A 22,272-nucleotide genomic window follows, 5' to 3' on the forward strand; every position below is an offset into this window, starting at 1 on the left:
ATGTCGCGCCTGCCCAACATCCTGACCGTGTTCCGCATCATCCTGGTGCCGGTGTTCGCCGTGGCCTTCGTCCTGCCGGGGGATGGCGCGCGTCTCTTCGCCTTCGCCGTCTTCTGCATCGCAGGCATTAGCGATGCGCTCGATGGGCTGGCGGCACGCAAATTCAACGCGGGCAGCGAATTCGGCCGCATGCTGGACCCCATCGCCGATAAGATCCTGGTTGGCGTCGCGCTGATGATGATCGTGGCTGAGGGCACTATCCACCAGTTCAGCCTCGATACCGGCCTTAAGGGTCTTTTGAAGCTGGTTCCCGCCCTCATCATCCTGTCGCGCGAGATTCTGGTCTCGGGCTTGCGGGAATTTCTGGCGGGCGCCGATGTCAGCGTGCCTGTGACTTTCCTCGCCAAGATCAAGACCACCATTCAACTCATCGCGATCGGCGGCATGATCCTTGGGCCTCTGCTCGACCGGATTTATCCTGGCGCACAGATCCTTGCCTATGTCGCCCTTTGGATCGCGGCGGGCCTTACCGTGGCTACCGGCTATGTCTATCTCCGGGCCGGGCTCGCACACACGCGTCGCGAGAAAACTGCGTGATCCTGCTTTATTTTGCTGCCGTACGTCAGGCACTGGGGAAAGGCGAAGAAAAACGCGCCTTACCGCAAGATGTTCGCACTGTGCGCGAGCTGATCGCCCATCTCGCGAATCTTGGGCCTGCATATGCATCTGTTTTCGGCGATCCCACGCATCTCAAGACCGCGGTTAATCAGACTTACGCAAGCCTCGATACGTCCGTAGTCGAGAATGATGAAGTTGCATTTTTTCCGCCCGTCACCGGCGGCTGACAAAGTTTCGAGAGAGATCGGTAAGTTCAGCGCTCAATAGCGAGTAGTCACAACCGATTGCACGCCAGACGGTTTGTTTTAGTTGTTCTTATTTGAATGTAAGTTAGAATGTCCTCTCCTCGAGCGTGTCGGAGAAGAGGATGGATGCCGGATCGGCCCAATACGTCTCCCATTTGGTGATGAACGACCACACTTGGTACAGGCTCATCACCACGGCGGACTATGTGCGAGCTGGGCTGTGGTGCCTATCCAATCTCGTGATCGGTATTTCCTATCTGATGTTGCCGGTTGAGATATGGCATTGGCGTACGGCCTTGCCGTTCCGCTCCACAGCGGTGATTGGCGCCCTCTTCGTCGCCTTCATAGCCTTCTGCGGCATTTCTCATCTCAGCATGGTCGTGATCATGCAAACCGCACCTTGGTGGGCGGTTCTGCTCATCTATGTTCCCACAGCCGCCGTCTCGCTTGGCACAGCACTTTTGGTACGCCGCGAGCGCGGATTAATCCTCGCCGCGCTGCAAGGTGTTGGCGCAGCTCTCGCGCAAGGCAAAGAATGATGCCAGGCAAGATGGACCCCGCTGAACCGCCGGACCACTGGAGCACTGCCCGTAATACCATGCGCCAGCTCGAGAACTCCGCGGAGCGCATGAGCTCACGCTGGTTCCTTGGAACTATTGGCGTGATAGCGGCCGCAGCGCTGTTTCTGCTCACCGCCATAGTCCTTGCTGGGTCTGCGGCGCGCATGCTGACTAACGCTGCGGCAGCCCATCACGCCCAAGCGGTGCAGTTCGAGACGGGCGCATTGCAGGACGCTCTCACCGACAACGCCGCCGCCGCCAGGGCATATTCGCTGACCCGCGAGCCCGATCTTCTGCGTGTGCGCAAGCTGGCGCGAGAGCGCGCGTTCTCGCATCTCGCCATTCTTAGGGGCCTTGTGGCGGGTGATGACGAGGCCTCTCGTCTGCTCGCTGTCATCCACCCGCAGATCGAACGCCGCGTCCAGCTCTATGACGCCATGATCGCCGCGCTAGGCAATCCTAGCACCACCCCACATGAAGCGGAACGCCTGAAGCTCGCCCGAGCCAGCAATGCCCAGCTCGCCATACTGCGCAATCGAGCCTCACGCGATTTCAACACCTATCAAAATCTCGTTATCGACGACATGCGGCTTTCCATGGCGCTGGCCCTGATCACGGGTATTGCCTCGCCGATTTGCGGCCTTGTTGGCATTCACCTCCTACGCCGCGAACGCGAAAGCCAGCATGCGCGCGAGCTCCAACTGGAGCTCATGCATGTTCAGCGCCTTGCCATCATGGGTGAAACAAGTGCCATGCTTGCCCATGAGATCAATCAGCCGCTGACGGCGGCCAATAATTACCTTTCCGTGCTGCGCCGCGTGCTGGATAGCGACAACCCCGAAAAAGCCAAAGCGATGGCTGACCGCATCGATCAGCAGATTCAGCGGGCCGCCTCTATCCTACGCAAACTGCGCCGCTTCATTGAAAAGCGTGAGGCTGAACGGCGATTGGAATCGCCGGATGTGCTGGCCGATGACGCCATTACGCTTTTGGGTACGATCGATTCCAGCATCATGATGACTGCGGACATAGCTCCTAGTCTGCCGCGTGTGTTGGTGGACCGGGTTCAGATTCAGCAAGTGCTGGTCAATCTGATGCGCAATGCGATCGAAGCCATGCAGGGCTCCGAACACCGGGAGCTGGCGCTGGTCATTAATGCTCCCAATCCGCATACGGTCGAGATTTCCTTAAGTGACACGGGCCCCGGCCTCACCCCGGAAGTCGCCGCGCGCCTCTTCCAGCCATTCGTCTCCACCAAAAGCGGCGGCATGGGCGTCGGGCTGTCGATCTGCCACAGCATCATTTCGCAACATGGCGGACGGATATGGGCAGAGGCCAACACTGGCGGCGGAACGGTGTTCCATTTCACGCTTCCCGCCTCCAAAGAACGCGCCGCTGCGTAATTCCGAAAGGTAAAGATGACGCCAGTGTCTGCCGCGACGACACTGGCCTTTCCGCCATAGTACGGATTTTATTGGCGTATGGCGATTGCGCGCAAAACAGAACCGTGACACATCGTCAAGGTTCCGGCTTCAGCGAAGGAGCAGTATGAGCTCGTATGCGACGCGTACTGACAATCCCCTCCTCAATAGCCAGCGTCTGATGTTCTGGTTCTCGCAAGCCGCAACACGGACCAATTTGCGCGCTCTGGGCGATGGCATCGCCCGGACCAAGCGAAACATCACCGATCAATCGCCGACCTGGATAGCGGGCATCGCCTGCATCGGCGGCGCGGCGGTATTATTTCTTACCGTTGCGGTGGCTTTGAGCGTGGTGCTCGGTGGACTTAAACAGAAAATCGAAACCGCGCAGACCTCGCAAGTCCTTCTCTCCAAGGCCATGGTTCTGGAGAATATGCTGGATGAGGCGAGCGTCGCCGCGCGTCTCGCTGCGGAAGGAAAAGGCAATGCCACCACCGCCGAAGCCGTGGTCAAAGCCAAGGCGGCCAACCGCGAAGCGGGTGCATTCCTCAATCTTCTGCGCAGCAATCCTGATTCCGTACGCGCCATCAGCCCGGTGATGCGGCTGATCGAGGTTCATCTCAAGGAGCTGGATGGGCGGCTCGCCGCTGCGCGTAGCCAGGGCCTCAACATTCCGCATGCGGAAGTGAACGCGATGCTGCAACGTGCTACTGCCCCAGACATGGTTGCCTTTCGCACCCGCGCGGAGGCCGACCAGACAGCACATGAGCACGAAACCGATCGCATGATGCTATGGGCGCTCGCCCTCGCCTTGATCGCCACTTTCTCGGCACCCTCTGTGGGCTTGTGGGGCATATCCCTCCTGCGCCGTGAGCGGACCCGGGAGCGGGCGCGCCAGCTTCAGATGGAGCTGATGCATGCCCAGCGCCTCGCGGTAATGGGCGAGACTGCCGCCATGCTGGCCCATGAGGTGAGCCACCCGCTTACAGCGGCGAACAATTACATGGCTGCGCTGCGTCGCACAGCCACCACCTCCGAAGTGGTGGATTCCGAGAAGGTCATCAACCTCAGCGAAAAATCGGCGCAGCAAATCATGCGCGCCTCGCAAATCCTGCATCGTCTTCGGCGCTTCATCGAAAAGCGTGAGACCGAGCGCGCGGTGGTGGCGCCCGCATTGCTGGTGGAAGAGGCGCTGGCCCTGGTGGGCACCACTGATTTCGCCCACGAGATCCGCGAGGAAACCGATCCCGCCGCCCCGGACGTTTATATCGACCGTGTGCAGATGCAGCAGGTTCTGGTCAATCTGATGCGCAACGCCATCGAAGCGATGAAGGCAAGCCCGGTGCGCCGGCTAGTCGTTGGCGCCACCTCGCCGGAGCCAGGTTTCGTTGAGTTCTCCATCACCGACACCGGTCCCGGCCTGCCGGAAGATGTCGCGAACCGGCTGTTCCAGCCCTTTACCTCAACCAAGAAAGACGGGCTCGGGATTGGCCTTTCGATCTGCCGCGCCATCATCGAAGACCATCACGGCATGATCTGGGCCGAGCCCAATCCTTCCGGCGGCACAATTTTCCGCTTCCGCCTGCCGGCCGCGCGCGGGATAGAACGTCACCGGGCCTTGCGCTAAACTCGGCGCATGATCCTGTCCATTCAAGAAACGCCGTTTGATGTCACCACCGAACTCGCGCGCATACCGCCGGGCGCGGGCGCCATCGCGAATTTCATCGGCTATGTGCGCGGCGACGACGGACTGAAAGCCCTTCATCTTGAATACTACCCAGGCATGACCGAGCGTGAAATCGCCCGCCATATCGAACGGGCCCAATCCCGCTGGCCGCTGCATTGGGTCAGCGTCATTCATCGCGTCGGCACGCTTCGCCCTGGCGATCCCATCGTCTTTGTCGCGGTCGCCGCCAAGCACCGAAGCGAAGCTTTCGCGGCTTGCGAATTCCTGATGGACCATCTCAAAACAAAAGCGCCCTTCTGGAAAGAAGAGCGCTTTCAAGAAGGCTCGCGCTGGGTAGAGGCCAAGGCGAGCGATGACGCGGCGACCGAAAGGTGGAGTGAGGCTTAGAGCTTCACCACCGACACCTCGGCGTTCACATCTTCGGAATAGACCGTCATCAGCTTGCGGCAGATGTCGCCCGGGGTGAATTTCCAGGGACCGATTTCCGAGACCGGCGTCACTTCGGCAGCAGACCCCGTCAGGAAACATTCGGTAAAGGTGGGCAGCTCGTCGGTGCGGATCAAGCGTTCCACCACCGGAATTTGATGCAGCTTGGCTAGCGCGATCACCGACTGGCGGGTAATGCCATTGAGGAAGCAATCGGCCGGCGGCGTATAGAGCGTGCCGCCCTTCACAAAGAAGATGTTCGCGCCGGTGGCTTCAGCCACATAGCCGCGATAGTCGAGCATCATCGCATCGGCATAGCCCTTGGCCTCGGCGGCGTGCTTGGACATGGTGCAGATCATATAAAGACCGGCGGCCTTGGCCTGGGTCGGCGCGGTATCCGGCGCCGGGCGCTTCCAATCGGAAACGTCGAGGCGGATGCCCTTCATCTTGGTTTCGGGATCGAAATAAGAAGGCCACTGCCAAGCCGCGATCGCAACATGGGTCTTGGTCGACTGGGCGGAGACCGCCATCATCTCCGAACCGCGATAGACCACCGGGCGGACATAGGCGTCCTTATATCCCTGCACTTCGCAGGCCTCGATGCAGGCCGCGCTGATCTCGTCTTCGGTAAAGGGAATGGTAATGCCGAGAATACGCGCGCTCTCGAACAGGCGGTGGGTGTGTTCCTTCAGCTTGTAGATGCGCCCATTATACATGCGCTCGCCTTCGAAGACGCAGGAAGCGTAATGCAGGCCGTGGGTAAGCACGTGCGCCTTGGCGTCTTTCCAGGGAACAAGCTTACCGTCAAACCAGAGCGAACCGTCGCGCTGATCGAAGGGGATCACATCGGCCATAATCATCTTTCCTTCTGGTCCAGCCTGCCCTTGCCAGGACGGAGTCTGGGGCCTATTTATGTCAGCATGTCTGACGCAAAATTTGGCGGAATGCCGCCCGATACACGGGCATTATACCTAAGCGACGAAGCGCTCAAGCAAGGACTGGATTTGCTCTTCGTGGCGGCACGCGATGTTGCGGGAAAAGCGGCTCCGGTGCTCGCCGAAGCAGGCCTTGGGCGCGCCCATGCCAGAGCCCTGCATTTCATTGCGCGTCACCCCGGTCTTTCGGTGGCCGAATTGCTCAGCTTCCTCAAGATTACGAAACAAAGCCTCAACCGGGTCCTCAACGAATTGTTGCAGGGTGGCTTTGTCGAACGCAAGACAGGGTTGCAAGACCGGCGCACCCGCAGCCTAGAGCTCACCCCGCGCGGAAAAGCGCTGGCAGATGCGGTCTGGAATGCCCAACGCCCGCTGCTGGTCGCCGCGTTCAAGACGGCCGGGCAGGATGCGGTGAATGGCTATCGCAAAGTATTGATCGGCATGACCGGCGAACCGGACCGCTGGAGGACGAAAGCATGAATGTGGAAGATCCCCACCTCTTAGTGGTCGATGACGACGAGCGCCTGCGCGCGCTCTTGCAGAAATATCTTTCCTCGAATGGTTTTCGGGTGAGCGCCGCGGCTAACGCCGCCGATGCACGCGCGCTGATGAAATCCATGGCCTTCGATCTTCTGGTGCTGGACGTAATGATGCCCGGCGAATCCGGGTTTGAATTTGCCGCCAGTGTGCGCGCCTCCTCCTCCATGCCGATCCTGATGCTGACGGCGAAAAGCGAAGCGGAAGACCGCATCGCGGGGCTGGAGCGCGGCGCCGATGATTATCTCACCAAGCCTTTCGAACCGCGTGAATTGCTGCTTCGCATTTCCGCGTTGCTGCGCCGCGCCGCACCGCCGCAAAAATCCGCCCATAGCGAGGTGCGGATGGGTGATTGCGTTTATGATCCCGAACGCGGCCAGCTCAAGAAAAAAGGCAAGCCCGTGCGGCTGACCTCAAGCGAGAATGCGCTGCTGCAGCTCTTCGCGGCCAATGCGGGACGCAGCTTCTCGCGCGCTGATTTGTGCGCGCGGCTTGGCGTTTCGCTGGAACGCTCTATCGACGTGCAGGTGACGCGCCTGCGCAAGAAGATCGAAGACGATCCCAAACTGCCACTTTATCTGCAAACCGTCCGGGGAGTTGGCTATGTCCTCGTACCCGACCGCGTCGGTTAAAGCCGAAAGGGGCTTTCGCCCAGGGCGCTTCGTCAAACGCTTCCTGCCACGCGGCCTCTTTGGCCGTTCGCTGATCATCATCGTAGCCCCGATGGTGATCTTGCAGGCTATCGTCTCTTACGTCTTTTTCGAACGCGACCTCGATACCACCACGCGCCGCATGGCCAAGGCCGCGGCAGCAGACATCACATTGTTGGTCGCGCTTGAGGATACCCGCAAAAGTCCGTGGCGGGAAAACTTGCGCGAGCTGGCTGCCAAGCAGCTTCGCTATGATTTGCGCTTCGAGCCGGGCGTACACATCCCGCCGCCGACGCGCCAACACAAATCCACCATCGATAAGGCGCTGGATGAAACCATTGCCCAGCAGATTGGCGAGAAGCGCCATTTCCGCACCGCGCCGCTGCCGGGCAAGAAATTCATCGCCATTGATGTGGAAGTGCATGACGGCGTTTTGCACGCCATCGTACCGCGCGACCGCATCACGGTCTCGAGCCCCGACATTTTCATTGTCTGGATGCTCGGCTCCTCGCTGATCCTGCTCGCGGTCGCGATCCTGTTCCTGCGCAATCAGGTCCGCCCCATCGAGCGGCTGGCGCGCGCCGCCGACGCATTCGGCAAAGGCCGCGCCGTCCCCGATTTCAAACCTTATGGCGCGACCGAAGTGCGCCGCGCCGCGCAAGCCTTCCTCACCATGCGCGATCGTATCGAGCGACATGTGCATCAACGCACCGCCATGCTCGCGGGCGTCAGCCACGATCTGAAAACTCCGCTCACCCGCATCCGCCTGCAACTCGCGATGATGGACGAGACGGCTGACACCAAAGCGCTTGGCGAAGACATCGCCGAGATGGAGCGCATGCTAGATGATTATCTCGATTTCGCCCGCGGCGAAGGCGGCGAGAAGAGCCAGCGCGTGGACTTGAGCCAGTTGCTGCGCGATGCCGCAATCGCCGCAGAAAAGGCGCGTCCCGGCCCCTTGGAGCTGAACGTGCCTGAAGGCGTGCTCTTATCGGTGAAGCCGCGGGCGTTGCGCCGCTGTGTCACCAACCTGATCGAGAACGCGCTGAAATATGGCCGCTCGGCGAGTGTCAGCCTCGATCTTGAAGCAAGCTTTGCGCAAATCCATGTCGATGATGAAGGCAAAGGCATCGCGCCGGAATTGCGCGAAGAAGCCTTCCGCCCCTTCCATCGTTTGGATGAGGGGAGAAACCTGCAAAGCGGTGGCGTGGGCTTAGGCCTTGCCATCGCGCGCGACATCGCCCGCGCCCATGGCGGCGATCTTACGCTCAGCGACAGCCCGAAAGGCGGCCTGCGCGCAACGGTGAGATTGCCGCTTTAGCTTTTGGCGAGTTCTTCGGCGCGGGCGATGGCGGCTTTGATAGCCGCTACAAAAAGCGGTCCAAGGCCATCTTCGGCTTGCAGCACATTGAGCGCGGCTTGCGTGGTACCGCCAGGCGTTGCCACATCGCGGATGAGATCGGCGGGCGGGCGCGGATCGGCATTGAGCAAAGCCCCGCCGCCGGTCACCGTGGCGCGGGCGAGTTTCGCAGCAGCTTCTTCCGTCAGGCCAGCAGCGACACCCGCTTTCGCCATGGCTTCGACCAGCGCGAAAACATAAGCCGGGCCACAGCCCGAAATCGCCATCGCCGCATCGAGTAGGGTTTCGGTTTCGACCCAGAGCGTCAGACCGATGGACGAGAGCAAGGTTTCGGCAAAGGCGCGATCCTCGCTGCCAATCTCGGCTCCGGCATAAATCGCGGTGACGCCTTGCCCAATCGAGCCCGGCGTATTCGGCATGGCGCGCACGACGCCTGCTTTTTCGCCCCAATGATTTTTCAACAGCGACAATGGCGTACCTGCGGCGATGGAGAGCATCAGCGCGCCTTTTTCGGCGATGGCTTTCAACTTGCCCGCTTCGGCCCGCAGGATATGCGGCTTCAGCGCCACGACGCAGGCGCGAAACGCATCACCGGGAACAGCATCCAGTCCGGCGACAAGATTCAGCCCCGGCACGGCCTTCAGGGTTTCTGACGGATTGGGTTCGACCACGGTGATCGGCCCGATCCCGGCCTTGACCCAGCCGCGGATCAGGGCCGTGCCCATTTTGCCCGCGCCAATAATAAGGATGGGAGTGGTCATGATCGCCGCGCCTTCTCTTTCACCTCCCCGATATGGAGAGGTGAAGAGCTATATTACGCTTGGCCTTGGCATTCCAGGATCGCGGCGGCAACCGCTTCCTGAGCCGTCTTGCCACCCCAGAGCACGAATTGGAAGGCGGGGTAATAATGCTCGCAGGCTTCCAGCGCCAAATTGAGCAGGCATTCCATTTGCGAATCCGAGGCATGGGCGTCGGGGAAAATCATCGCGTGGCGGAAAACGATGGTGCCGTCTTCCGGCCACAAGTCAAAATGGCCGATCCAAAGCCGCGCGTTGATGAACATCAGCAGCGAGGAAATATCTACCAGCCGCGTCTCACCCTTCACGCGCATATCGAAGGCGCTCGAAAGATGCAGCGATTGCAGATCATCGCGCCAGGTGAAGCTGAAATGATGATCAGACCAGCGTCCCGCGACGGAGAGATTGAGTTCGTCCGCGCTCGCACGTTCGAAGGCCCAGCCATTCTCCTCCACCGTCCGCTCGAGCAGATCGAGCGGGTGCGGGCGGCTAGTTGTATGTTCTTGGTGAATGACGGTCATGAACCCCGGGCTCCCGGCAACGCAAAACGAAGCAGTTGTGTGCCAAGCTGCCACAAGATTTTGCGTGAGCAAAGAGTCTGACCGAAATGCGCTTGGGGCACAGTGGTCAACTCACAGCTTTGCTTCTGTGCATTAACCAGCTTGTGTTGTGCGAGACTCTTGCGCTCGGGGAGCTTCTGTGAATCAGACTGCTTCGTTCTGCTTCGCGCCGCCTTGAGCTGCCTCAACTGCGGCGATCCGTGCCTTCAGCGCCTCATTCTCGGCCAGCGCCTTCAGCGCCATCGCCTTGACCGCTTCGAACTCGTCGCGCGGCACGAAATCCAGATCGGCGATCATCTTCTCGAGGCGCTGCTTGATGAAGCCCTCCACTTCGGCCCGCACGCCTTGGGCGGCGCCAGCGGCATCGGTGGCAAGACGGCCAAGACCGTCGAGGAAGGGGTTTTGAGTCTGCATGGGCCTAGGTCCTTGTTCCGACTCCTATATCGGCATTGCGCCGCGCTTCGGCAAGGGGCCTGCACCCGTCTTTGAGGCAATCTCATCCTGCCAAAGCCCTGATTTCGCGAGGTAAGCCCTGAAAAACCCGTCATCAAGCTCTGCTTGACTAATATTGCGAAGCAGCGCGTCTTAAGGCACCCATGTTGACCTATCCCGATCTTGATCCCGTCGCCATTCAGCTCGGCCCCTTTGCCGTGCGCTGGTATGCCTTGGCTTATATATCTGGCCTGCTGGCGGGCTGGTGGCTTTTGGTCAAGATGCTGCAGCAAAAGAGTCTTTGGGCTCGCCCGCCATTTTCCAGCACCTCGCCTGCGACCGCTGACGACATCGGGGACCTCTTTGTTTGGACCACTCTGGGTGTGGTGGTGGGCGGACGGCTGGGCTACGACCTTTTCTATGGCATTTTCTATTGCGGCTTCTGGCCGGACGGGCGCGATTGCCATGGCCTTCCTTGGGCCTATGTCACAAATCCCCTGAACCTGATCGCGCATTGGACACCGGGCGGGCTGCATCTCTTTGGCTTTCAGATTCCGATCTATATCCCGCAGCTTCTCGGCATGAGCTTCCATGGCGGGCTGGCGGGCGTCGTCGCCGCGATTGTCTGGTTCTGCAAGAAGCGGGGGCTCAACATGTTTTCGGTGGGCGATGCCATCGCCTCGGTGGCGCCGATCGGACTTTTCACCGGCCGCCTCGCCAACTTCATCAATGGCGAGCTCTGGGGCAAGGAAACCGACTCGCCCATCGGCATGGTGTTCTGCAACGACACCATTCGCGCCACCTATGGAAGATGCCTTGCGGGCATGAATCCGCGCTATCCGAGCCAGCTCATCGAAGCGGCCACCGAAGGCGTGTTGCTGTTCCTGCTGCTGCAACTGGCTATTCGCAAATTCCGCCTGCATGAACGGCCCGGGATGATCTGCGGCCTCTTCTTCTTGGGCTACGGCCTGGCACGTGCCTTTTCCGAGTTCTTCCGGGATTCGGAATCGATGATCTATGGCTGGTTCAGTATGGGCATGCTGCTATCGCTCCCGATGTGGGCGGCTGCGGCCTTCTTCATTTGGGTTGCATACAAACAGCCCGCTTGGGCCAAAAAGCAAAGGAGCACGCCGTGAACGCATTGGGACAGCGTATCGCCGAACTCATCGCCGCGAACGGCCCCATTTCCGTCGCCCAGTTCATGACACTGTGCCAGTTCGATGCCCAAGCCGGCTCTTATACAGCGCGGGCGACCATCGGGCGAGATTTCATCACCTCACCGGAAGTCAGCCAGACCTTTGGTGAGATGATCGGGCTTTGGGTGGCGCAGACCTGGCACGATCAAGGCCGCCCCGCCAATCCCCGCCTTGTGGAGCTTGGCCCCGGCCGCGGCACCTTGATGGCCGATGCCTTGCGCACCCTGACCGCCGCCGTGCCGGAATTTTTGCTCGATGCCGAAGTCGTGCTGGTGGAGGCAAGCAGTGTACTTGCTTCGGTTCAGCGCGATAAGCTCGCCAATATCCAAGCCGACATTGAATGGACGGACCGCTTCAGCGACGCCCTCACCGACCGCCCGCTGTTTTTGATCGCCAATGAGTTCTTCGACTGTTTGCCGGTGAAGCAATTCGTCAAGACCGAGCGCGGCTGGTGTGAGCGGATGATCGGGCTTTCCGGCGATGCATTGCAGTTCGTCCTTGCACCCGAACCCGGCATCCCTGCGCCTGCAGGCAGCGAAGAGGTCCCGCTCGGCGCCGTCTATGAGGTGGCGCCCGCCGCTGGCGTTCTGGCCGAGGAAATCTCCCGCACAGTCGAAACCCAGGGCGGCGGCGCGGTGATCATCGATTACGGTTATACCCATCAAGAATTCGGCGAGACCTTGCAGGCCATCGCCAACGGCAAATACGCCGATCTCCTGGCCGCACCTGGCGAAAGCGATATCTCGGCGCATGTCGATTTCATCGCCTTGAAGGAAGCTGGCCTTCGCGGAGGCGCGGCGGTGTCGGGTCCGGCGACGCAGTGCAACTTCCTCGCCGATCTCGGCATCGGCGCACGCGGCGAGAGGCTCATCATCGCCAACCCCACAGAGGCCAAGCAGATCTACGCCGCCATTGACCGGCTGGTAAATCCGGCTGAGATGGGCGCGCTCTTCAAGGTTCTCACCTTCGCGCCGAAGAACGCGCCGCAAGCGCCCGGCTTCGGATTCGAAGAATAAACGATACGAAAGACGCACGATCTCCATGCTGATGCTGAAAGCGGCAGGTCTTGCCGCGCCGAGTATTGACCACGGTTTTTTCGGCCGTCCCGGGGGCGTTTCGACAGGGCTTTACGCCGGGCTCAATTGCGGTCCGGGCTCGGGAGATGAGCGCGCTTCTGTGCTGGAGAATCGCCGCCGCGCCGCCGAAGCCTTAGGGGGCGGGGCGCTTGTGACTCTCTATCAGGTCCACAGCGCGGAGGCGGTGAGCGTGACGGCGCCATGGGACATCGGTAATGCGCCGCATGCCGATGCAATGGCGACCAATGTGCCAGGCATCATTCTTGGCATTCTCACCGCCGATTGCGCGCCAGTGCTGCTGGCTGATTCTGAGGCGCGCGTGATTGGCGCCGCACATGCGGGCTGGAAAGGCGCCATTGGCGGCGTGACCGATAGCGTGATCGCCGCCATGGAAAAGCTCGGCGCAGCACGCGCGCGCATCACGGCGGCCATCGGCCCCTGCATCGCGCAACAAAGCTACGAAGTGGATGGCGCGTTCCGGGAGCGTTTCCTGGCCTCCGCCGCCGGAAATGACACCTATTTCATCCCAAGCCATCGCGAGGGCCATTATCGCTTCGCGCTTGAAGATTATGTCGCGGCACGGCTCGCGAAAGCTGGCATCGCCTCGGTCGAAAAACTCTCCACCGATACCTATGCCGCCGATGACCTCTACTTCAGCTTCAGGCGCGCGACTCACCGTGGCGAGGCTGATTACGGGCGCGACCTTTCGGCCATTCACTTAAAACCCTAAATAAACATGGCCGGATTCGGGCTCGAAGACGGCACCATTGCGGTTCACCTTTGTCACAAATCCCGCGCTGCGCGCGAAAAACTGTGGCCGCACCGATACGGATATTCCGCGCGCGGTAAATGCGGTGGCAAAAGGGGTGAATAAGCGAGATTCGGGTTTACCCACCCCCCTCCCCTTGCTAAAAGCCCGGTCATCACAACGTCACAAAAAAGGGGTGGTGAGGGCCATGGTCGACTTGAAGGCGACTGAGGGCATGAAGCTGCTTGCCGGTAACTCGAACCGGGCTCTGGCAGACGCCATCGCTCAGTATCTGCAAATTCCGCTGACCAAGGCCGCCGTTCGCCGTTTCGCGGATCTGGAGATCTTCGTGGAGATCCAGGAAAACGTCCGCGGCGAGGACATGTTTGTCCTGCAATCGACCAGCTTTCCGGCAAACGACAATCTGATGGAAATGCTCATCATGATTGACGCGCTCCGCCGGGCCTCCGCCAAGCGCATCACCGCCGTCATCCCCTATTTCGGCTATGCCCGCCAGGACCGCAAAGTCGGACCGCGCACGCCGATTTCCGCCAAGCTCGTCGCCAATCTGATCACCCAGGCCGGTGCCAGCCGCGTGCTCACCGTTGATCTGCACGCAGGGCAAATACAGGGCTTCTTCGACATCCCGACCGACAACCTCTATGCCCAGCCCGTCATTGTGAAGGACATCAAGGACGCGCTTGGCCATGGTGACCACCTGATGGTGGTCTCGCCGGACGTCGGGGGTGTGGTCCGCGCCCGTGGCCTTGCCAAGCGCATTGGGGCTGATCTCGCCATCGTCGATAAGCGCCGCGAGCGCGCGGGCGAATCGGAAGTGATGAACATCATCGGCAACCCGGCCGGACGCTCCTGCATCCTGGTGGACGACATCGTCGATTCCGCCGGCACGATCTGCAACGCCGCCGAGGCGCTGATGAAAGCCGGGGCCAAGGAAGTCTTCGCCTATGCCACGCATGGCGTGTTTTCGGGCGGTGCGGTGTCGCGCATCCAGAATTCGGCGCTGAAATCGATGGTGGTGACCGATACCATCGCGGCCACGCCTGAAGTGGCGAAATGCCCGAATATCCGGCGCATTTCTATCGCCCCGCTGATCGGCGAAGCGATGCACCGCATCAGCAACGAAGAGAGCGTGTCGAGCCTGTTCGACTAAGGCGCAGGCTTGATGCCGTATCCGGCGTAGATGGACGCAATCTCCGGCTCCAGCTTCACGGCCGCGGCTATATCTTTATTGCCCTGCTCGGTCTCGCCTAGGCGGATATATGCAAGTCCACGCATATATCGCGATGCCGCGAGATCAGGCACGATTGCTAGCGCTGCATCGAAGTCCCTGATTGCATCGCGATAGCGCTCCTGGCGGAAATAGACCACACCGCGCGAATCCAGGGCTATTGCCGTGTTCGATTTGATCGATAGCGCGTGATCACAGTCTGCCTGGGCCTTTTGCAGGTCGCGATTCCATACCGCCCGAAGCCAGCAGCGCTCATTGTAAGAATCGACGAGGTCTGGCCGCAAAGCGACGAGCTTATCCAAATCGGCGAGGGATTTTTCGTATTGGCCGAGTTCCAAGAGGATCACGGCGTGGTCTCGCAAGGCTTGCCACAACTTTGGATTGCGCAAAAATGCGGCTTCAAAATCGGCAAGCGCCTTATCGTTCTGGTTCAGACTTCGCCAAGCCCTCGCCCGAAGGTTATAGGCCAGGGCGTTGTCAGGATCTAATTCAATCACCTTATCAATATCGGCAATCACCGCACCGAAATTGCCATAGCGAACATTTAGCTGGGCGCGCTGGTCGAAAAACATGGGGTTTGCCGGCTCCAAGGCAATCGCACGGTCGCAATCACTGCGCGCTTCTGCGAAACGCGCCGGCGTCTGTTCGGGATCAAAAGCAAGGACTCTGCAACGATTGGCGTAGAAATAGCCGACCTTGGGATCAAGCTTGATTGCCCGCGCCAAGAACTCAGCTCCCCTGCCATGCTCCCCCTCCGCAGCGGATATGAGCCCGCGAAGATTAAGGGCGGCCGGGCTCTTCGGGCTTAGCTTCAGGGCAACATCGAGATCAGCTTCAGCGAGTTTGTAATGGCCGAGTAGATATTGCGCTTTGCCTCGATCGAAGCGTGCTTCCAGCGAATTCGGATAGGCTTTGGCATAGCGATCAAAATCCTCCAAAGCATGCGCGTTGTCAGAGGCCGCTGCATAGGCCGTCGCGCGATCGTGGATAAGCGACAGGTCGCCGGGGGAAAGGGCTATGGCGGCGTTATAGTCCTCAATACCCCGGCGAGGATCTCCGGAATCGACATAAGCCTGAGCACGCCAGCGCAAGGCTCGAACGGATTTCGGGTTCATTGCCAAGGCGGCATTGAGCTCTGTCATAGCCTCCGTATAGCGTTTGCGCTCTACAAAAATCTGCCCGCGGTTAATGTGGGAATTGATGTTCTTGGGGTTGGCCACAATCGCCATGGCGTAATCGGTCAGAGCCAGATCACCTTCACTCAATGCGTGATGGGCAACGCCTCGATTATTATAGGCACGAGATGCGTGCGGATCGAGTTTGATCGCTTCATCCAGATCACGGATCGATTGCCTGAACTGCCCGAGCTGCTGATATGCGGTACCGCGGACGTAGTAGGCCTCGGATAGCTTGGGATTGAGATCAATGGCCTTACTGAGATCGTCGATGGCACGCTGATAGGCCTGCAATTCGAAGTTACAGGAGCCGCGACCCAAATATGCTTGCGCCAGACGATCGATCCTGAGCAGGCGGTCGTAATCGCGTATCGCATCGGCCCATTTATTCTGACCCTGCAAGATTTCCGCTCGGTCAAACAGCGCGGGCGCGAAGTCTGCGCGCAATTTCAGCGCAATATCGAGCTCTTTAAGGGCCGCCTCTTCGTCGCCGAGCGCCAATCGAGCCCGGGCGCGATAGCCAATCGCCTCCGCAAAGTCTGGCCGCAAAGCAATTGCCCGATCAAACATCTCTCGCGCGCGCTCGGGACTATCGAAGGAGAGATATAGCACTCCGTAATAGAAAGCCTGCTCTGACGAGCCGGCTTTCAGCTTTTTCAAATCCTCCAGCGTGAGGCCATATTTCCCACTGGTATCGCCAAAAGCCGCCTTTGCGGCCTCCTCCACATTGTTCTTGGCGAACGCGTCAAAGATCCTTTCAGCCTCATCATATTCTTTGAGATAGATATAAAGATCGGCGAGATTCGACATTGCATCGGGGTTGCTCTCATCCTGCGAAAGAGCGGCCTTATAATCCGCGCGCGCCTTATCTAAATGCCCAAGGACATATTGGGCATAACCGCGCGCGTTCAACACGGATACATGCCACTCTTTGTCCAAGCCAAAGTCGGTTTCGAGTTTACTGCAGGCAGCAATGACCGCCTCGGCGTTCTCGATCGTGACAGGCTGAAAGCAGGTGTCGGCAAATGCCTGGCCACCCTTGCGCGGCTCAAGCTTCGGCGCGGTGAGAGGCCGTGATATCGCCGAGGACACCCCGGCGACCGCCGGTACCGTCACGGTGAGGCCCAACACCACCGCCGTAATACGCCAAATCACATTGCCCCCACTGGAAACCGACACAATCCCACTTGGACGCAAGCATAAATCGGATCTCCCAAGGACAATAGTCACCGTGGCGCAAAGTCGCGAGAAAGATCGACGAAGCTGCGCTGGTCGGAACCGGGAATCCCCCGCTTCGGACAGTCAGAAAATCTTCTGTGCAACCCCCGCCCCGTCCGCCTAGTGTGCATCCCGAAACGCACCTCAAGCGTACCTGTTTGCCATGCAAGACCACCAAGCCAGCCGGACGGCCCTGGGCGTGGCCTATATCCGGGCCGCACACCAGATTCTGGACAGCCATCCCTTGCTCTTCGCCGATCCCGTGGCTGTGCGCTTCTTGGGGCCGGACACGGCGGACGCCATCCATGGCATGATTGCGCGTCATCAGCATCCGCGTGGCCGCGGGCTTAGAAGCCATGTCTGCCTGCGCGCGCGTTTCGCCGAGGATATGCTGGCTGAGGAAGCCGCCAATGGCGCCACCACCTATGTATTGGTGGGTGCAGGCTTCGACACATTCGCGTTTCGTCAACCGCATTTTGCCAAAGGCATGCGGATTGTGGAGATCGATCACCCCGCCACCCAGGCGGCCAAACGACAGATGATTGCCGCTGCCGAGCTCACCGTTCCGGAAAACTTACGCTTTGCTGCCGCCGATTTCACTCGCGAAGGTCTCGGCGATGTTTTGGGACGGCTTGGAATTGACCCGAACGAAGGCGTTTACTTCTCCTGGCTCGGCGTCTCCATGTATTTGACCGAGGCCGATATCGACAAAAGCCTCGAAGCCATGGCGAAGGTTTCAACGCGCGCCAGTATCACCCTCACTTTCCGCCAGCCGCCCGATCCTTCGATGCCGGCCGAAAAGGAAATCGCAGATGTGGTGGCCGCGATGGGCGAGCCCTTCATCAGTGCCTTCAGCGAAGAGGCGATGGCGGAAAAGCTTAAGCAAAAGGGCTTTGCGCAGCAGAATTTCCTCGATCCGGAAAACGCGGCCACGCGCTATTACGCCGAGCAGCGCGATCTTCCGCCGCCGCGGCGCACCACCATCGTGCACGCCGCACGTTAAGCCCTAAGCTCACCCCGCCAGCAATGGCGCGAAGAAGCCAAACGGGCTCTTGGCATGGGCGATACTGGCGATGAAGACAAAGACTGCCAGTGCGGCCCCAAAAGCGATGAGGCGATGGGTTTGCGTCTTGCCGCGCTTCAAGGCGATGGAGCCAAGGACGATATAGACCACGACCAGCAGGACCTTGGCCGTCAGCCAGGCATTGGCGAAGGGATATTGCTGGATGATCACGGTCAGGGTGATCGCGGCGGCCAAAAGGATGCTGTCCACCGTATAGCTGAGGTAGCGCACGGACGCCGCCATGGGCCAGCGTTGGCGCAGCAGCAGAAGACCAAGCCCGCGCAGGAAGAATAGCCCGCCGGAGGCCGCCACCGCCGCCAGATGCACATGCAATACAGCCGAATGTACCGGATCCATCGCCCGCCCTTTAAAAATATCAGTATGCTGCTTACCACATTCTACGGCACCGCTCCCGCATGGGCGAGACGCAAACCTGGCCTTCCGAAACTGAAAAACCGTGTATTCTCCGGTTCGACACGAGGGCCCTGATGACCGATAGCGATTACGAAGCGCCACATGGCAGCATCCCGCATAAGCCGTCCGCCGATGCGGTATTTGTCCGCCGGGCCCTCCTAGGCGGGCTCGTCGTCGGGCTTTTGCTCGCGCTTTGGCAGGTTTCGCTGGTTCTGATTCTGACCTTTGGCGGCATTGTCGTCGCGGTGGCTTTGCGCAATCTCGCCGGGCCGCTGGGGCGCTGGCTTAAGGTGCCCGACCGGGTGGCGCTGCTCATCACCGTCCTGGATGTGAGCTTTATCGCGCTAGGCTTTTTCTACTTTTTCGGCGCCATGGCGGCGCATCAGTTTTCATCCCTCATCGCCCGCCTGCCGCAGACCCTCGACTCGGCCAAGATATTGCTGGGTGAATCCCTATTGGGGCGGCAAATCCTGGCCGCGCTGGATCAGGGCGGCAACGCGGCGGAGCGGCTGACGGCGGCCCTGCCTCTGGCGGGCGGCATTTTGGGCGGGCTGGGCGAGGCGGCGCTGATGATCGTGGTCGGCATTTACCTCGCCGCCGACCCGCCGCTTTATATCCATGGCGTGCTCCGCTTGGTGCCGCCGCGCCGCCGGACTCGCACCCTGCAAATCCTGAACGCGGTGGGCGAGGCCCTGCAGAAATGGCTCTTGGGCATGACCCTCGACATGCTGCTTTTGGGGGTAATGACCTTCATCGGGCTTTGGGCGATTGGCGTGCCGCTGCCCTTCGCGCTGGCCGTTTTGTCCGGCGTGGCGGTGTTCGTGCCCTATATCGGCCCGGCGATCGCGATGATTCCCGGCCTGCTCCTGGCCTTCAGCGTGCGCCCGATCCTCGCCCTTTACGCAGCAGGGGTCTACACGGTGGTCCTGACCATCGAGGCGTATGTCAGCCAGCCCCTGCTCCAGCGCTGGGCCGTGTCCCTGCCCGCGATCTTTAACCTATTGGCGATCTTGGTCTTTGCGCCGCTTTTCGGGATTTGGGGCGCGATTCTGGCCACCCCGCTCTCCGTCGCACTGTGGGTGCTGGTGCAGAAGATTTACATTGAAGACGTGCTGGACGACCGCAAGGGATAAGGACGAAATCAGCTTGCGGTTGCATACCCTCAAGCCTAGCTTGTCCCCCGCTTTGGTCCGAAAAGCCGCGCCCGCGGCGTTTTTTGGGAGTCCGGTTGCAAGAAAAGGCTGCTTCCGCTACAAGCCTGCGCTTTCCCGGCCGTAGGCAGCTTGCGCTCCGCGTGATCGGACGGAATTTCAAGGACTTAACCGATATGCGCGAAATTCAGGAACTCACCGTCGAAAAGCGTGAGGGTACGGGCAAGGGCCCCTCTTATCAGACTCGTCAGAAGGGCCAGATCCCGGCCATCATCTATGGCGGCTCCTCCGATCCCGAGCCGATCGCGCTCGACGCCCATACGCTGACGCTCGCTTATGAAAAGGGCGCCTTCCTCACCACGCTTCTGAAGCTGAACGACGGCGCCAAGGTCACCCGCGTGATCCCGCGCGACCTGCAGCTCGATCCGGTCACGGATCGCCCGGTCCATGTCGACTTCATGCGTCTGGAAGAAGGCGCGACCATCAAGCTCGAAATCCCGCTGCACTTTAAGGGCACGGAAGTCTCCCCCGGCGTGAAGAAGGGCGGCGTGCTGAACATCGTGCGCCATTCGCTCGAGCTGATCTGCCCGGCCGACAACATCCCGAGCGCCGTCGATATCGACGTGTCGAAGATGGACCTGCGCGACTCGCTGCACATCAACGACATCGCTCTGCCGGAAGGCGTGGTCCCGACCACCCGTTTCCGCGACTTCACCCTGGCCTCGATTGTGGCCCCGACCTCGGTCAAGGAAGACCGCAATGCCCCGGCTGCCGATGCGGCTGCCCCGGCTGCGGCGGCTCCGGCCGCTGGTGCGAAGGCTGCGGCTCCGGCTGCTGGCGCCAAGGCGGCTCCGGCTGCGGCCAAGGCCCCGGCCAAGAAGTAAGGCTAGCATTCAGCCCCGGCTCTGCTGCGGCAGGGTTTTCAAGGCTCTTTATAACGGGGCACCGCGTCATTGCGGTGCCCCTTCTTACGTGGTGAGCATACTTCATGGCGGATGCGCCGCTTCTCATCGCCGGGCTCGGCAATCCCGGCGCCCAATATGCCAAGAACCGGCACAATGTCGGCTTCATGGCGCTCGACCGCATCCATGACGCTTATGGCTTTTCCCCCTGGCGCGCCAAATTCCAAGGCGAGATGTCCGAGGGCAAAATCGCAGGCCGCAAAACCTATTTGATCAAGCCCCAGACCTATATGAACCTCTCCGGCGACAGCGTGGGAGCGGCGGCGCGCTTTTTGAAGCTGCGCCCCTCTTCGCTGGTTGTGCTGCATGACGAGATCGATCTTGCTGCGGGTAAGCTGAAAGCCAAAACGGGCGGCGGCGATGCGGGCCATAACGGGCTTCGCTCCATTACCGCAACGCTTGGGTCCGATTACATCCGCGTGCGCATCGGCGTCGGCCATCCGGGTGGTAAATCCGCTGTGGTCGGCCATGTGCTTGCCAATTTCTCCAAAGCCGATGAGGAATGGCTCGATCCCATCCTCGCGGCGATTTCCGATTGCACCACCCTGCTTGCGCAGAACGACGTGATCGGCTTCATGAACAAGGTGGCGGCGACGCTGCATCCTCAAGAACACACCTCTAAGCCGGAAAAGAACTGATGGGATTTAAGTGCGGCATCGTCGGTCTGCCCAATGTCGGCAAATCGACCCTCTTCAATGCGCTGACCCAGACCGCGGCGGCGCAGGCAGCGAATTATCCCTTCTGCACCATCGAGCCGAATGTCGGCGATGTGGCGGTGCCCGATGAGCGCATGGAAGTGCTGGCCAAGATCGCCGGTTCCGCCGAGATCATCCCGACCCGCATCACCTTCGTGGACATCGCAGGCCTGGTGCGCGGCGCCTCCAAGGGCGAAGGCCTCGGCAATCAGTTCCTCGCCAATATCCGCGAGGTGGATGCCATCGTGCATGTGCTGCGCTGCTTCGAAGACGGCGACGTCACCCATGTCGAGAACCGCATCGATCCCGTCGCCGATGCGGAGACAGTCGAAACAGAATTGATGCTGGCCGATCTTGACAGCCTGGAGCGCCGCATCAAGCCGCTCGAGAAGAAAGCCAATTCCGGCGAGAAGGAAGCCAAGGAACAGCTCGCGCTGATGATGAAGACGGTGACGCTGCTGCGCGAAGGCAAACCTGCCCGCCTGGTTGAGCTGACCCCGGAGGAGAAAGAACCCTTCCGCCAGCTCCAGCTTCTGACCGGCAAACCGGTCCTCTATGTCTGCAATGTGGAGGAAGGCTCCGCCGCCAGCGGCAACAGCCTCTCCGCCAAGGTGCAGGAGATGGCCAAAGCGCAAGGCAATGGCTCCATCGTCATTTCCAATCGCATCGAAGAAGAAGTCGCGCAGCTTGATGCCGCCGAACGCATGGATTTCCTCGCCGCCCTGGGTCTCGAAGAACCCGGCCTCAATCGTTTGATCCGGGCGGGTTACGATCTTCTCGGCCTCATCACCTTCTTCACGGTGGGCCCGAAGGAATGCCATGCCTGGACGGTGACCAAAGGCTCGCGCGGTCCGCAAGCGGCGGGCGTGATCCACACCGATTTCGAGAAGGGCTATATCCGCGCCGAAACCATCGCCTATGCCGATTACGTGGCAAACAAGGGTGAAGCGGGCGCGCGTGAAGCCGGCAAGTTCCGCCTGGAAGGCAAGGATTACGTCGTCCAGGACGGCGATGTGATGCATTTCCGCTTCAACACCTGACGCTTTTTTCGCCTTCCCAGCGCAGCCCCGTGTGTTGGCAAACCCAACATGCGGGGC

At 60.3% G+C, this 22,272-nt stretch carries 24 protein-coding genes; 18 read left to right on the forward strand and 6 right to left on the reverse strand.

Annotated elements, in window-relative coordinates; all coding sequences use genetic code 11:
• The 6 genes from pgsA (at position 1) to FHS83_RS05265 (ending at position 4,918) form a co-directional block, all read left to right on the forward strand.
• Entirely contained in the window at positions 1-597 is a 597-nt protein-coding gene (gene pgsA, locus FHS83_RS05240) for a CDP-diacylglycerol--glycerol-3-phosphate 3-phosphatidyltransferase (protein WP_167081591.1), read from the forward strand.
• Positions 594-845 carry a molybdopterin converting factor subunit 1 gene (moaD, locus tag FHS83_RS05245; RefSeq protein ID WP_167081593.1) on the forward strand — a complete coding sequence of 84 codons (252 nt, stop codon included), beginning with the start codon at positions 594-596 and terminating at the stop codon, positions 843-845. Before pgsA ends, moaD begins: the two co-directional genes overlap by 4 nt.
• Before the next feature lie 140 nt (positions 846-985).
• Positions 986-1,402, forward strand: a complete 417-nt coding sequence (locus FHS83_RS05250) for a hypothetical protein (protein WP_167081595.1) — start codon at positions 986-988, stop codon at positions 1,400-1,402.
• Positions 1,399-2,826 carry a sensor histidine kinase gene (locus tag FHS83_RS05255; protein WP_167081596.1) on the forward strand — a complete coding sequence of 476 codons (1,428 nt, stop codon included), beginning with the start codon at positions 1,399-1,401 and terminating at the stop codon, positions 2,824-2,826. The genes FHS83_RS05250 and FHS83_RS05255 overlap by 4 nt, the downstream gene beginning before the upstream one ends.
• A 145-nt stretch (positions 2,827-2,971) precedes the next feature.
• The gene (locus FHS83_RS05260; RefSeq protein WP_167081598.1) at positions 2,972-4,471 is read left to right on the forward strand and encodes a sensor histidine kinase; all 1,500 of its coding nucleotides are present in this window, start codon (positions 2,972-2,974) and stop codon (positions 4,469-4,471) included.
• Positions 4,472-4,480: 9 nt separating this feature from the next.
• Positions 4,481-4,918, forward strand: coding sequence for a molybdenum cofactor biosynthesis protein MoaE (locus tag FHS83_RS05265; protein WP_167081600.1), 438 nt, complete (start codon positions 4,481-4,483; stop codon positions 4,916-4,918).
• Here the strand turns inward: FHS83_RS05265 and FHS83_RS05270 are convergent.
• Complete coding sequence (locus tag FHS83_RS05270; RefSeq protein WP_167081602.1) at positions 4,915-5,811, reverse strand: branched-chain amino acid aminotransferase; 897 nt, start codon at positions 5,809-5,811, stop codon at positions 4,915-4,917. The two genes, FHS83_RS05265 and FHS83_RS05270, sit on opposite strands and share 4 nt — an antisense overlap.
• A gap of 66 nt (positions 5,812-5,877) precedes the next feature.
• Between FHS83_RS05270 and FHS83_RS05275 the strand changes: the two genes are divergently transcribed.
• The 3 genes from FHS83_RS05275 to FHS83_RS05285 are packed head-to-tail and all read left to right on the forward strand — an operon-like array spanning position 5,878 to position 8,400.
• Positions 5,878-6,372 carry a MarR family winged helix-turn-helix transcriptional regulator gene (locus FHS83_RS05275; RefSeq protein ID WP_208414238.1) on the forward strand — a complete coding sequence of 165 codons (495 nt, stop codon included), beginning with the start codon at positions 5,878-5,880 and terminating at the stop codon, positions 6,370-6,372.
• The gene (locus FHS83_RS05280; RefSeq protein WP_167081604.1) at positions 6,369-7,061 is read left to right on the forward strand and encodes a response regulator; all 693 of its coding nucleotides are present in this window, start codon (positions 6,369-6,371) and stop codon (positions 7,059-7,061) included. Before FHS83_RS05275 ends, FHS83_RS05280 begins: the two co-directional genes overlap by 4 nt.
• Complete coding sequence (locus FHS83_RS05285; protein WP_167081606.1) at positions 7,033-8,400, forward strand: ATP-binding protein; 1,368 nt, start codon at positions 7,033-7,035, stop codon at positions 8,398-8,400. The genes FHS83_RS05280 and FHS83_RS05285 overlap by 29 nt, the downstream gene beginning before the upstream one ends.
• On the opposite strand, the gene proC is transcribed toward FHS83_RS05285, so the two are convergent.
• From proC to FHS83_RS05300, 3 genes are all read right to left on the reverse strand, one after another.
• Positions 8,397-9,200 (reverse strand): pyrroline-5-carboxylate reductase, encoded by an 804-nt coding sequence (gene proC, locus FHS83_RS05290; RefSeq protein ID WP_167081608.1) that lies wholly within the window; start codon positions 9,198-9,200, stop codon positions 8,397-8,399. The genes FHS83_RS05285 and proC overlap by 4 nt on opposite strands.
• 53 nt (positions 9,201-9,253) lie before the next feature.
• Positions 9,254-9,757 (reverse strand): type III secretion system chaperone family protein, encoded by a 504-nt coding sequence (locus FHS83_RS05295; protein WP_167081610.1) that lies wholly within the window; start codon positions 9,755-9,757, stop codon positions 9,254-9,256.
• A 183-nt stretch (positions 9,758-9,940) separates the two neighbouring features.
• Entirely contained in the window at positions 9,941-10,210 is a 270-nt protein-coding gene (locus FHS83_RS05300) for an accessory factor UbiK family protein (RefSeq protein WP_167081612.1), read from the reverse strand.
• A gap of 182 nt (positions 10,211-10,392) precedes the next feature.
• Here FHS83_RS05300 and lgt point away from each other — a divergent pair, with 182 nt between their 5' ends.
• From lgt to FHS83_RS05320, 4 genes are all read left to right on the forward strand, one after another.
• Positions 10,393-11,364: a prolipoprotein diacylglyceryl transferase gene (gene lgt / locus FHS83_RS05305; RefSeq protein WP_167081614.1), complete on the forward strand. Its 972-nt coding sequence runs from the start codon at positions 10,393-10,395 to the stop codon at positions 11,362-11,364.
• Complete coding sequence (locus tag FHS83_RS05310; RefSeq protein ID WP_167081616.1) at positions 11,361-12,440, forward strand: SAM-dependent methyltransferase; 1,080 nt, start codon at positions 11,361-11,363, stop codon at positions 12,438-12,440. The genes lgt and FHS83_RS05310 overlap by 4 nt, the downstream gene beginning before the upstream one ends.
• Before the next feature lie 31 nt (positions 12,441-12,471).
• Positions 12,472-13,230, forward strand: coding sequence for a peptidoglycan editing factor PgeF (gene pgeF, locus FHS83_RS05315; RefSeq protein ID WP_167085281.1), 759 nt, complete (start codon positions 12,472-12,474; stop codon positions 13,228-13,230).
• 253 nt (positions 13,231-13,483) lie between these two features.
• The gene (locus FHS83_RS05320; protein WP_167085283.1) at positions 13,484-14,419 is read left to right on the forward strand and encodes a ribose-phosphate diphosphokinase; all 936 of its coding nucleotides are present in this window, start codon (positions 13,484-13,486) and stop codon (positions 14,417-14,419) included.
• Here FHS83_RS05320 and FHS83_RS05325 read toward each other — a convergent pair.
• On the reverse strand, positions 14,416-16,827 hold the full coding sequence (locus FHS83_RS05325; RefSeq protein ID WP_167081618.1) for a tetratricopeptide repeat protein: 2,412 nt from the start codon (positions 16,825-16,827) through the stop codon (positions 14,416-14,418). The two genes, FHS83_RS05320 and FHS83_RS05325, sit on opposite strands and share 4 nt — an antisense overlap.
• A gap of 226 nt (positions 16,828-17,053) precedes the next feature.
• Here FHS83_RS05325 and FHS83_RS05330 point away from each other — a divergent pair, with 226 nt between their 5' ends.
• Positions 17,054-17,893 carry a class I SAM-dependent methyltransferase gene (locus tag FHS83_RS05330; protein ID WP_167081620.1) on the forward strand — a complete coding sequence of 280 codons (840 nt, stop codon included), beginning with the start codon at positions 17,054-17,056 and terminating at the stop codon, positions 17,891-17,893.
• Between the two features lie 9 nt (positions 17,894-17,902).
• Here FHS83_RS05330 and FHS83_RS05335 read toward each other — a convergent pair whose 3' ends face one another.
• A complete protein-coding gene (locus FHS83_RS05335; protein ID WP_167081622.1) occupies positions 17,903-18,310 on the reverse strand; it encodes a SirB2 family protein in 408 nt (135 codons plus the stop codon).
• Between the two features lie 131 nt (positions 18,311-18,441).
• Between FHS83_RS05335 and FHS83_RS05340 the strand changes: the two genes are divergently transcribed.
• The 4 genes from FHS83_RS05340 (at position 18,442) to ychF (ending at position 22,215) form a co-directional block, all read left to right on the forward strand.
• A complete protein-coding gene (locus tag FHS83_RS05340; RefSeq protein WP_167081624.1) occupies positions 18,442-19,500 on the forward strand; it encodes an AI-2E family transporter in 1,059 nt (352 codons plus the stop codon).
• A 194-nt stretch (positions 19,501-19,694) separates the two neighbouring features.
• Positions 19,695-20,402 carry a 50S ribosomal protein L25/general stress protein Ctc gene (locus tag FHS83_RS05345; RefSeq protein ID WP_167085285.1) on the forward strand — a complete coding sequence of 236 codons (708 nt, stop codon included), beginning with the start codon at positions 19,695-19,697 and terminating at the stop codon, positions 20,400-20,402.
• Between the two features lie 104 nt (positions 20,403-20,506).
• Positions 20,507-21,118: an aminoacyl-tRNA hydrolase gene (gene pth, locus FHS83_RS05350; RefSeq protein ID WP_167081626.1), complete on the forward strand. Its 612-nt coding sequence runs from the start codon at positions 20,507-20,509 to the stop codon at positions 21,116-21,118.
• Positions 21,118-22,215: a redox-regulated ATPase YchF gene (ychF, locus tag FHS83_RS05355; protein ID WP_167081629.1), complete on the forward strand. Its 1,098-nt coding sequence runs from the start codon at positions 21,118-21,120 to the stop codon at positions 22,213-22,215. The genes pth and ychF overlap by 1 nt, the downstream gene beginning before the upstream one ends.
• The last annotated feature ends 57 nt before the right edge of the window (positions 22,216-22,272 follow it).

The organism is Rhizomicrobium palustre (assembly GCF_011761565.1).
Taxonomy (GTDB): Bacteria; Pseudomonadota; Alphaproteobacteria; order Micropepsales; family Micropepsaceae; genus Rhizomicrobium; species Rhizomicrobium palustre.

Bases quoted from the DNA above. Each gene is read 5' to 3' on its own strand.
- pgsA (WP_167081591.1), top strand. From the start codon at position 1: ATGTCGCGCCTGCCCAACATCCTGACCGTGTTCCGCATCATCCTGGTG.
- FHS83_RS05250 (WP_167081595.1), top strand. From the start codon at position 986: ATGGATGCCGGATCGGCCCAATACGTCTCCCATTTGGTGATGAACGAC.
- FHS83_RS05255 (WP_167081596.1), top strand. From the start codon at position 1,399: ATGATGCCAGGCAAGATGGACCCCGCTGAACCGCCGGACCACTGGAGC.
- FHS83_RS05260 (WP_167081598.1), top strand. From the start codon at position 2,972: ATGAGCTCGTATGCGACGCGTACTGACAATCCCCTCCTCAATAGCCAG.
- FHS83_RS05265 (WP_167081600.1), top strand. From the start codon at position 4,481: ATGATCCTGTCCATTCAAGAAACGCCGTTTGATGTCACCACCGAACTC.
- FHS83_RS05270 (WP_167081602.1), bottom strand. From the start codon at position 5,811: ATGGCCGATGTGATCCCCTTCGATCAGCGCGACGGTTCGCTCTGGTTT.
- FHS83_RS05275 (WP_208414238.1), top strand. From the start codon at position 5,878: ATGTCTGACGCAAAATTTGGCGGAATGCCGCCCGATACACGGGCATTA.
- FHS83_RS05280 (WP_167081604.1), top strand. From the start codon at position 6,369: ATGAATGTGGAAGATCCCCACCTCTTAGTGGTCGATGACGACGAGCGC.
- FHS83_RS05285 (WP_167081606.1), top strand. From the start codon at position 7,033: ATGTCCTCGTACCCGACCGCGTCGGTTAAAGCCGAAAGGGGCTTTCGC.
- proC (WP_167081608.1), bottom strand. From the start codon at position 9,200: ATGACCACTCCCATCCTTATTATTGGCGCGGGCAAAATGGGCACGGCC.
- FHS83_RS05295 (WP_167081610.1), bottom strand. From the start codon at position 9,757: ATGACCGTCATTCACCAAGAACATACAACTAGCCGCCCGCACCCGCTC.
- FHS83_RS05300 (WP_167081612.1), bottom strand. From the start codon at position 10,210: ATGCAGACTCAAAACCCCTTCCTCGACGGTCTTGGCCGTCTTGCCACC.
- lgt (WP_167081614.1), top strand. From the start codon at position 10,393: ATGTTGACCTATCCCGATCTTGATCCCGTCGCCATTCAGCTCGGCCCC.
- pgeF (WP_167085281.1), top strand. From the start codon at position 12,472: ATGCTGAAAGCGGCAGGTCTTGCCGCGCCGAGTATTGACCACGGTTTT.
- FHS83_RS05320 (WP_167085283.1), top strand. From the start codon at position 13,484: ATGAAGCTGCTTGCCGGTAACTCGAACCGGGCTCTGGCAGACGCCATC.
- FHS83_RS05330 (WP_167081620.1), top strand. From the start codon at position 17,054: ATGCAAGACCACCAAGCCAGCCGGACGGCCCTGGGCGTGGCCTATATC.
- FHS83_RS05335 (WP_167081622.1), bottom strand. From the start codon at position 18,310: ATGGATCCGGTACATTCGGCTGTATTGCATGTGCATCTGGCGGCGGTG.
- FHS83_RS05340 (WP_167081624.1), top strand. From the start codon at position 18,442: ATGACCGATAGCGATTACGAAGCGCCACATGGCAGCATCCCGCATAAG.
- FHS83_RS05345 (WP_167085285.1), top strand. From the start codon at position 19,695: ATGCGCGAAATTCAGGAACTCACCGTCGAAAAGCGTGAGGGTACGGGC.
- pth (WP_167081626.1), top strand. From the start codon at position 20,507: ATGGCGGATGCGCCGCTTCTCATCGCCGGGCTCGGCAATCCCGGCGCC.
- ychF (WP_167081629.1), top strand. From the start codon at position 21,118: ATGGGATTTAAGTGCGGCATCGTCGGTCTGCCCAATGTCGGCAAATCG.